Source organism: Xanthomonas sp. LMG 12460, from assembly GCF_009192895.1.
In the GTDB taxonomy this organism is placed as follows: domain Bacteria; phylum Pseudomonadota; class Gammaproteobacteria; order Xanthomonadales; family Xanthomonadaceae; genus Xanthomonas_A; species Xanthomonas_A sontii.
This window is the reverse complement of sequence record NZ_NKUH01000169.1, coordinates 1-738: the sequence shown is the minus strand read 5'-3', so window position 1 is coordinate 738 and position 738 is coordinate 1. Positions and strand designations below refer to the sequence as shown.

The following is a 738-nucleotide window of genomic DNA, read 5'->3' as shown; positions in this document are numbered from 1 at the left end:
TTCATGGCGCTGCGCAGCCGCGCGCAACGACGGCACGGCGAAGTCCGGCGTACCGGCGAAGACGAGTTTCATGGAGGCTGGGAACCGGGAATGGGGAATGGGAAATGGGAAAAGCGCGCGGACCCGGAAATGGCACGGGCACCGCGCTTACGATTCCCGTGTCTCCATTCCCGGTTCCCGGCCTCACGCCACGTGCTTGCGCGCCTTGGCCAGCTTCTTGCGCACCATTTCGCGCTTGAGCGGGGACAGGTAGTCGACGAACAGCTTGCCGTCGAGGTGGTCCATCTCGTGCTGCACGCACACCGCCAGCAGGCCGTCGGTGCTCAGTTCCTGCGGCTGGCCCTGGCGGTCCAGGTAGCGCACGGTGATGGCGTCGGCGCGGGTCACGTCGGCGTAGATGCCGGGGACCGACAGGCAGCCTTCCTGGTACACCTGTTCGCCGTCGCGCTGCACGATCTGCGGGTTGATGAACACCTGCGGGGCGTTCTTCTCCTCGCTGACGTCGATGACCATGAAGCGCTTGTGCACGTCGACCTGGCTGGCGGCCAGGCCGATGCCGGGCGCGTCGTACATGGTCTCGAACATGTCGTCGAGCAGGCGTTGGAAGGCTGCGGAGGTGACCTCGGCGGCGTCGACCGGCACCGCCTTGGTACGCAGGCGCGGATCGGGGAATTCGAGAATGGGGAGCAGGGCCATAGCGGTACCCAAGATGGGGGCGCCGGACGATTCGGCAAGACC

1 protein-coding gene is annotated in these 738 nt (G+C 66.4%); it reads right to left on the bottom strand.

Annotated elements, in window-relative coordinates; genetic code table 11:
* Positions 1 to 183: 183 nt before the first annotated feature.
* Positions 184 to 696 carry a peptide deformylase gene (gene def / locus CEK66_RS20230; RefSeq protein ID WP_010340689.1) on the bottom strand — a complete coding sequence of 171 codons (513 nt, stop codon included), beginning with the start codon at positions 694 to 696 and terminating at the stop codon, positions 184 to 186.
* Between the last annotated feature and the right edge of the window lie 42 nt (positions 697 to 738).